The sequence below is a fragment of the Ruegeria sp. AM9 genome (assembly GCF_056540565.1).
In genome coordinates, this window is the sequence record NZ_JBQFWY010000052.1 from 1 (window position 1) to 678 (window position 678).

At 57.4% G+C, this 678-nt stretch carries 1 protein-coding gene; it reads right to left on the reverse strand.

Features of this window, described 5'->3' with window-relative positions:
- The coding region (locus tag ACR0DO_RS19530; RefSeq protein WP_480561110.1) for a M20/M25/M40 family metallo-hydrolase at positions 1-615 on the reverse strand (615 nt) is incomplete at its 3' end.
- Positions 616-678 lie beyond the last annotated feature (63 nt).

The window sequence follows — 678 nt, forward strand, 5'->3', positions numbered from 1 at the left end:
CTTGAGCATCCCGCGCAGTTGCGAAGCGATCGAAGGCACGCCGCGCGACACCATCGAGGTATCGCAGACCAAAGCCAAGTCGGCTTTCAATTCGGCGGCGTTCTCGCGCAGGAAAGGCACCAGAGAAGGTGAGCCGGACTCTTCTTCGCCTTCGAAGAAAAATGTGATGCGACAGGGCAAGGTACCGTGCACCGCTTTCCATGCACGGCAAGCTTCGACAAAGGTCATCAGTTGGCCCTTGTCGTCAGATGATCCGCGACCTCGGATGACAGGGCCGTTTTCTGTGTCTTCGATTGCGGGGTCAAACGGATCACGGTTCCACAGGTCTAACGGGTCCACTGGCTGCACATCATAATGCCCGTAAAAGAGAACATGAGGGGCGTCGCTGTCTTCTCCGATGTGACCAACGACCATCGGATGACCTGATGTTTCGCGCTTTTCGGCATGAATGCCGATTGTTTTCAGATCGGCGACCAACCAATCGGCGGCCTGGCTGACCTGAGCGTCAAACGCGGGATCCGTCGAGATGGAGGGGATGCGCAACAGCTCCATCAGGCGGTCGATTGAGGTTTGCAAATCGGCGTCGATACGGTTCAGAACTGCGTCAAGCGTCATGGAAGGCTCCTGCCAATGGGATTTATGGCCGAACCCTATCAGCGCGGATGGCGCCGTCCAGCC